The 6,659-nt window shown below is 76.2% G+C and carries 6 protein-coding genes and 1 pseudogene; all 7 read left to right on the forward strand.

Going from position 1 to position 6,659, the window contains the following annotated elements:
* Positions 1–17: 17 nt before the first annotated feature.
* Positions 18–1,454, forward strand: coding sequence for a serine hydrolase domain-containing protein (locus AC3WUG_RS16190; RefSeq protein ID WP_492328610.1), 1,437 nt, complete (start codon positions 18–20; stop codon positions 1,452–1,454).
* 5 nt (positions 1,455–1,459) lie between these two features.
* Positions 1,460–1,972 (forward strand): GbsR/MarR family transcriptional regulator, encoded by a 513-nt coding sequence (locus AC3WUG_RS16195; RefSeq protein WP_210417383.1) that lies wholly within the window; start codon positions 1,460–1,462, stop codon positions 1,970–1,972.
* Entirely contained in the window at positions 1,969–3,666 is a 1,698-nt protein-coding gene (locus tag AC3WUG_RS16200; protein WP_492328611.1) for a dipeptide ABC transporter ATP-binding protein, read from the forward strand. Before AC3WUG_RS16195 ends, AC3WUG_RS16200 begins: the two co-directional genes overlap by 4 nt.
* Positions 3,667–3,928: 262 nt before the next feature.
* Positions 3,929–4,165, forward strand: a complete 237-nt coding sequence (locus AC3WUG_RS16205; RefSeq protein ID WP_492328612.1) for a hypothetical protein — start codon at positions 3,929–3,931, stop codon at positions 4,163–4,165.
* 98 nt (positions 4,166–4,263) lie between these two features.
* The gene (locus tag AC3WUG_RS16210; RefSeq protein WP_492328613.1) at positions 4,264–5,562 is read left to right on the forward strand and encodes a hypothetical protein; all 1,299 of its coding nucleotides are present in this window, start codon (positions 4,264–4,266) and stop codon (positions 5,560–5,562) included.
* 110 nt (positions 5,563–5,672) lie between these two features.
* Positions 5,673–6,248, forward strand: a complete 576-nt coding sequence (gene sigK, locus AC3WUG_RS16215) for an ECF RNA polymerase sigma factor SigK (protein ID WP_492328614.1) — start codon at positions 5,673–5,675, stop codon at positions 6,246–6,248.
* A pseudogene (locus AC3WUG_RS16220) lies at positions 6,245–6,659 on the forward strand (hypothetical protein); the annotation flags it as partial. The gene sigK and the pseudogene AC3WUG_RS16220, both read left to right, overlap by 4 nt.

A 6,659-nucleotide genomic window follows, 5' to 3' on the forward strand; every position in this document is an offset into this window, starting at 1 on the left:
CCCGAGAGGCCCACCGCATGTCCGACACGACCGCCACCCTCCGCGCCGCCGCCCCCTACCTCGCGTCGTGGGTCGACCTCCAGGGCGCGTTCCGCCGCGCCGTCGGCGTCCAGGTGGCGATCCGGTCCGGCGACGACGTGGTGCTCGACCACGCCTGGGGCACCGCCGACGTCGCCACGGGCGAGCCGCTGCGCACCGACCACCTGTTCCGGATCGCCTCGCACTCCAAGTCGTTCACGGCGACCGCGGTCATGCGGCTGGTCGAGACGGGCCGGCTGCGGCTGGACGACACCGTCGGGACGCACGTCGCCGGGCTGGCGGCGTCCCCGCTCGGGTCCCGCACCGTCCGCGAGCTGCTCGGCCACCAGGCGGGCGTGATCCGCGACGGCGAGCGCGGCGACTTCTGGCAGCTCGACGGGCCGTTCCCGGACGAGCCGACCCTGCTGGCCGAGCTGCTCGACGCCGGGGAGGTGTACGGGGCGAACGAGCACTTCAAGTACTCCAACTACGGGTACGGGATCCTCGGCCTGGTCGTGGAGGCCGTGACCGGCGAGCCGTTCCGGGACCACCTGCGCGCCGCGGTCCTCGACCCGCTGGGCATGGCCGACACCGGCGCGGAGTACGACGAGGGGCTCGCCGACCGGTACGCCGCCGGGCACACCGCCCTCCTCGACGCCGACGACCGCCGGGAGACCATCGAGCACGTCGACACCCGCGCGCTGGCCGCCGCGACCGGCTTCTACTCCACCGCCCGGGACATGACGGCCTTCGGCGCCGCGCACTTCTACGGCGACGAGTCCCTGCTGTCCGACGCGGGCAAGCGGCTGCTGCACCGCCAGGAGTCGGTGGTCACGGTGCACGGCAAGGAGGTGGGCCGGTACGGCATCGGCCTGGACCTGCACACGATCGGCGACCGCGAGGTCGTCGGGCACTCGGGCGGCTACCCCGGGCACATCACCCGGACCTACATCGACCCGGAGCAGCGGCTCGTCGTCAGCGTCCTGACCAACGCGATCGACGGCCCGGCCGACGCGATCGCCGTCGGCCTGATCAAGCTGATCGACCTCGCGCTCAACCCGCCGGCCGACGCGCCCGAGCCCGCCGCCGACGCCCGGCCGCTCGCCGAGTACACGGGCCGGTTCGGCGCCCTGTGGGGGATCACCGACATCGCCGAGCTCGGCGGCCGGCTCCTGCTGCTGCACCCGGCCGCCCCGGACCCGGTGGCCGCGTACGACGAGCTGCACGTCCGCGGCCGCGACGTGCTCGGCACCACCCGGCAGCCGGGCTTCGGCTCGGCGGGCGAGGACGTGGTCGTGGAGCGCACGGCGGACGGCGCGATCGCCGCGGTGCGCAACGGGATGACCTCCTGGCCCCTCGACGAGTTCCGCCGCCGGCGCACCGGGATGACGCGCCGCCGGGACGCCGGTGCGGCCGTCCCCGCGTCCCTAGGCTGACCGGCATGACCAGCGACGACGCAGCACCGGCCGCCGACCTCACGATGACGCCGGAGCAGCTGGCGTGGATCGAGCAGTTCGCGCTCACCTGGGAGGGCACGAACAGCGCCCGCATGGAGGGCCGCGTGGTCGGGCTGCTGATGATCGCCGACCGCCCGTACCTGTCCTCGCAGCAGATCGCGCAGCTGCTCACCGCGAGCGCCGGGGCCGTGTCCACCGCGACCCGGCGGCTCGTGGAGGTGGGCTTCATCCAGCGGCACGCGATCGGCGGCGACCGGAACCACTACTTCCGCGTCGAGGACGACATCTGGGGGCGCTGGCTGGCGAGCGAGCGGAACTACCTGCCGCGGCTGCAGCGGGTGCTCGACGCGGCCCTCACCGGCGGACCGGCGGAGGGGCCGGAGCGCCGGCTGCGGAACGCCCGCAACTACATGGAGTGGCTCGCGGGGTACCACCGCAAGATGCTCGCCGACTGGGAGGCCTACCGCGACGCGCAGGCCGGGACTGGAGAACCGTGACGACCGACCCGACCCCCGGCGCGGCCACGGCCGCCACCGGCACCGCCCCCGACGCCGTCCCCGTGCTGTCCGTCCGCGACCTGACCGTCACGTTCCGCGTCGACCGCGGGCGCAGCCCCGACGTGCACGCCGTCCGCGGCGTCTCGTTCGACCTGCACGCCGGCGAGGTGCTGGCCGTCGTCGGCGAGTCCGGCTCCGGCAAGTCCGTGTCCTCCCTCGCGGTGCTCGGCCTGCTGCCGGGCACCGCGCAGGTCACCGGCAGCGCGCGGCTCGGCGACCTGGAGCTGGTCGGCCTGGACGACCGGGCGCTGTCCGACGTCCGGGGCCGCCGGGTGGCGATGATCTTCCAGGACCCGTCGAACGCGCTGGACCCGGTCTTCACCGTCGGGTTCCAGCTGCGCGAGACCCTCCGCCGGCACCTGCCCGGCCTGTCCCGCGACGAGGCCCGCGCCCGCGCCGTCGAGCTGCTGCGGATGGTCGAGCTGCCCGACCCCGAGGACCGGCTGAGGTTCTACCCGCACCAGCTGTCCGGCGGGCAGGCGCAGCGGGTCATGATCGCGATGGCCCTCGCCTGCGACCCCGAGGTGCTGATCGCCGACGAGCCGACCACCGCGCTGGACGTCACCGTGCAGCAGGAGGTCCTCGACGTCCTGCGCCGGCTGCGGGCCCGCACGTCGGCCGCGGTGGTGCTGATCACGCACGACATGGGCGTGGTCGCGGACCTGGCGGACCGGGTCGTCGTGATGCGGCACGGCGAGGTCGTGGAGACCGCCGACGTCGTCGACCTGTTCGACGCCCCCGCCGCGGCGTACACCCGCACGCTGCTGGACGCCGTGCCGCGGATCGGCGCCGACGAGCGCCCGGCGGGCACCGACGCCGCCGAGCGGCCCGCGCTGAACGTCGAGAACCTGGTCGTCGAGTACCGGAACCGCCGCGGCCGCGTCGTCCGGGCCGTCGACGACGTCACGCTGCGCGTGCAGCCCGGCGAGATGCTGGCCCTGGTCGGCGAGTCGGGCTCCGGGAAGTCGACGCTCGGCCGGTGCGCGCTCGGGCTCGCGCCCCTCACCTCCGGCACCGTCGAGGTCGTCGGCACCCGGCTCGGGCGGGACACCCCGCGCGCGGTGCGGGCCGCCCGCACCCGGATCGGCGTCGTGTTCCAGAACCCGGCCGCGTCGCTCAACCCGCGGTACACGATCGGCGAGTCCGTCGCGGAGCCCCTGCGGGTGCACGCCGGGCTGCGGGGTGCCGCCCTGGCCGCGCGGGTCGCCGAGCTGCTGGACGGGGTCGAGCTCCCCGCGGCCTGGGCGTCGCGGTACCCGCACGAGCTGTCCGGCGGGCAGCGGCAGCGGGTGTCGATCGCCCGCGCGGTGTCGCTCGACCCGGAGCTGCTGATCGCCGACGAGCCCACCTCCGCGCTCGACGTGTCCGTGCAGGCCACGGTGCTCGAGCTGTTCCGGTCGATCCAGCAGCGGCTCCGGTTCGCGTGCCTGTTCATCAGCCACGACCTCGCGGTCGTGGACGAGCTGGCCGACCGGGTGGCCGTCATGCACCGCGGGCGGGTCGTCGAGGTGGGCGAGCGCAGCCGCGTGCTGGGGGCGCCGGAGCACGACTACACCCGGCGGCTGCTGGCGGCCGCGCCGGTGCCCGACCCCGCGGTCCAGGCGGCGCGGCGGGCGGTGCGGCTGGCGGGCTGACCCCCGGGGGCGCGGCCGGCGCGCGTGGCACGCCGGGGCCGGTCCCGCCACCGGGACGGGTCCGATTCGTCCGTGATGTCGACCACATGTGTGGTTTTTCACCCACCAAATACCACCGAGATGCGCCTGACGCCACAGGAACCCGTGCGACCGTCCGATGGACAGCAGCACACGGGCCGACCCGGCCCGCGGGGCGACGTCGGCCCGGCCGGCGCCGCAGGGGCCCTCCCACGGGAGGCCCGGAGCACGGAGGTGGGACCGGATGACCCTCGACGACCTCGGCCGCCCGGCCGCGACGGTGACGCGGCTGCCCGCGGCCTGGACCCCCTTCGACGAGCTCAGCGCCGCCGTCGGCCCCACCCCCTGCGTCGCCCGTCCCCACGCCGGGCTGGTGCACCGCGACGGGCCGTGCCGGTGCTTCGTCGGCGGGCCCGCTCCCGAGCACGCGGAGCGACCCGAGGACGTCGTCCTGGCGCTGGCCTGGCACGGGGCCGCGTAGGAGCCGTTCACCCGCTCTTCCCGGCCTCCCCACCCATCCGCGCGACGACCCGCTCCGAACCCCTCGTGACTCACACCCGAGGGACGCAAGGAGCGATGATGCGACGCAACCGCAGCACCTACGCCGTGGCCGCGATGGCCGCCGGGCTCACCCTGAGCCTGACGCTGGCCGCCTGCAGCGGCACCGACGAGACGAGCGGCACCGCGCCGTCCGCCTCCTCGTCGATGGACGGCTCGGACCACTCCGGCATGAGCGACATGGACGCCGTCGCCCCGGTCAGCACCGGCGACCCGTTCGCCGACGCCCGGACCGCAGCCGCGCACATGCCCGAGACCGGGCTCACCCTGGCGACCGGCCTGGCCGCCGCCACGGGCACCGCCGGCGAGGTCGACTCCGACGCCGCCACCCTGCGCGCCGATCTGACCGCGCTGCTCCAGGAGCACGTCTACCTGACGGGCATCGGCGTGGCGACCGCCTACACGGCAGGCGCCGACTCCGACGAGTTCATGGCCGCCAAGGCCGCCCTCGACGGCAACACCGACGACCTCGCGGACGCGGTGGGCTCGCTCGCCGGCGAGGAGCAGGGCACCGCGTTCCACGACCTGTGGGACGAGCACATCGGCTACTTCGTCGACTACGCCGTCGCGGTGAAGTCGGGCGACCAGGCCGCCGCCGACGCCGCGCAGGCGTCGCTGGCCGGGTACACGACGCAGGCGGGCGCGTTCTTCGAGCAGATCAGCGCCGGCAACCTGCCGGCCGCCGCCGTGGCCGAGGCGCTCACCATGCACGTCACGACGCTCACCGCCGCGATCGACGCCCTCGCCGCCGGCGAGCCGACCGCGTCCGACACGCTGAAGGCCGCCGCCGACCACGTCGGCATGGACGCCGCCACCATCGCGACCGGCCTCGCCGCCGGCGCCGGCCTGTCCGGCGACGCGATGGACGACGCCTCGACCCTCCGTTCGGCGCTCACCGCGCTGCTCCAGGAGCACGTCTACCTGGCGTCCTACGCGGTGTTCACGGCCTACACGGCCGAGGGCGGGGTCGAGTCCCCCGCGTTCACCGCCGCGGCCGCCACGCTCGACGCCAACTCGGTCGCGCTGTCCGACGCCGTGACCTCGCTCGCCGGCGAGGAGAACGGCGCCGCGTTCCTCGACCTGTGGCGCGAGCACATCGGCTACTTCGTCGACTACGCCGTCGCCGACGCCACCGGGGACACCGACGGGCAGCAGGAGGCCCTGATGAACCTCGACGGCTACCGCCCGGCGGCCGGGGCGTTCTTCGAGGAGATCAGCAACGGCGAGCTGCCGGCGGACGACGTCGCGGCCGGGCTCGGCATGCACGTGTCCACCCTCGCGGGCGCCATCGACTCGCTGGCGGCCGCGCTCGTCCCCTGACGGGCCCGCAGACCGTGACGCCGGCCCCGTTCCCCGTCGGGGCCGGCGTCACGCCCGCGCCGGGCGGGTCGCCGGGGGCCGGGCCGGGCCCGGTGCGGCAGACTGCTGCGGTGTCCTCCCCCGGTTCCCGCCCCGCCGCCCGCGCGACGGCCGACGACGCCCTGGCGCGCGTCGCCGACGGCGACCGCGACGCCTTCCCGGCGCTCTACGACATGCTGTCCCCCGCCGTGCACGGCACGGCGCTCGCCGTGCTCCGCGACCCGGACCACGCGGCGGAGGTCACCCAGGAGGTCATGGTGGAGATCTGGCGCACCGCGTCCCGGTGGGACGCCCGGCGCGGCTCGGCGCGCGCGTGGGCGACCACGATGGCGCACCGCCGTGCCGTGGACCGCGTCCGCGCGGTGCAGGCCCAGCGCACCCGCGACCAGGCCGTCCTCGACGGCGACCGCCCGCGCGCGTTCGACGTCGTCGCCGAGCAGGCCGAGTCGAACCTCGAGGCGGAGCGCGTCCGGCACTGCCTCGGCGGCCTGACGGACACCCAGCGCGAGGCCGTCGTGCTCGCGTACTACGACGGGCGGACGTACCGCGAGGTCGCCGAGTCCCTGGAGGCTCCGCTGCCCACCGTCAAGAGCCGCATCCGCGACGGCCTCACCCGGCTGCGCGACTGCCTGGGGGTGGCGGCGTGAGCGCCCCGACCCCGCGCCCCGGCGAGCGCCGGCCCGACGACGCCGCGACCCGCGAGCTGCTCGGCGCCTGGGCGCTCGACGCCCTCGACGACGCCGAGCGCACCCGCGTCGACGACCTGATCGCGCGTGACCCGGACGCGGCGCGCGAGGCCCGCTCCCTGCGCGAGACCGCCGCGGTGCTCGGCGAGGCCGTCGCCGTGCCGGCGCCCGACGCCGTGCGGCTGGCCGTGCTGGCCGAGGTCGAGCGCACGCGTCAGGAGGACCCCGCCGCGCAGGCGGTGGCGTCGTCCGACCCGGTGCAGCCGACCGCGCCCGGGGCTCCCGCGACGCCCGGGGCTCCGGCGGCGCCCGTCGCCCCGAGCGCGCCGCCCCGGTCCGCGCGCCCCGCGAGCACGCCGGGCGGGTCCAGCC

The sequence above is a fragment of the Cellulomonas sp. EB106-03-03-XG116 genome (genome assembly GCF_058792015.1).

What these genes read in the sequence shown, in the direction of transcription:
- AC3WUG_RS16190 (WP_492328610.1), top strand. Translation starts at nt 18, where the DNA reads ATGTCCGACACGACCGCCACCCTCCGCGCCGCCGCCCCCTACCTCGCG.
- AC3WUG_RS16195 (WP_210417383.1), top strand. Translation starts at nt 1,460, where the DNA reads ATGACCAGCGACGACGCAGCACCGGCCGCCGACCTCACGATGACGCCG.
- AC3WUG_RS16205 (WP_492328612.1), top strand. Translation starts at nt 3,929, where the DNA reads ATGACCCTCGACGACCTCGGCCGCCCGGCCGCGACGGTGACGCGGCTG.
- AC3WUG_RS16210 (WP_492328613.1), top strand. Translation starts at nt 4,264, where the DNA reads ATGCGACGCAACCGCAGCACCTACGCCGTGGCCGCGATGGCCGCCGGG.